The organism is Bradyrhizobium sp. 23AC (assembly GCF_054863025.1).
The window spans coordinates 1-458 of sequence record NZ_JAVAYN010000077.1; the positions used below are offsets into that span (position 1 = coordinate 1).

General features: G+C 63.8%; 1 protein-coding gene. It reads right to left on the reverse strand.

What is annotated here, in order from left to right; all coding sequences use genetic code 11:
* Window positions 1-368: helix-turn-helix domain-containing protein (locus RAD10_RS41510; RefSeq protein WP_461621987.1), on the reverse strand; the 368-nt coding region annotated here is incomplete at its 3' end.
* Window positions 369-458 lie beyond the last annotated feature (90 nt).

Here is a 458-nt window from a genome sequence, read left to right on the forward strand (position 1 = left end):
CTCTCGCTCGGTTTGACTTTGCCGTTCCGACACAGGATCTGGTGCACCGTCGACGGCACCGGCACCGCCTGGCCATCCCGCTTCAGGCAGTGGGCGATCTTCCGCGCTCCCCAAGCCGGATGCTTGTCGCGCACCGCCAGCACTTGCGCCTCGATCGCAACCTCACTGCGCCTGGGCATCGCATGCGGGCGCCGGGAGCGGTCGGCCAGCTTCCGATCGCCAGCCTGCCAGCGCCGCAGCCATTTGTAGCCGACGTCAGGGCTGATGTTGAACCGCCGGCACAGCTCGCGCCGATTGGCGCCTTCCTGCAAAGCCAGCCGCACAAACTCGTGACGCTGATCCATTGCTGACATCTCACTCCAAGGCATGGACGGCCTCCCGAATCGGACCAATCCAGCCAATGTTGATGTGTCAGCTATGTCTCCGAACACCCGTCAGTGATCTGTCCGGGCTAAACA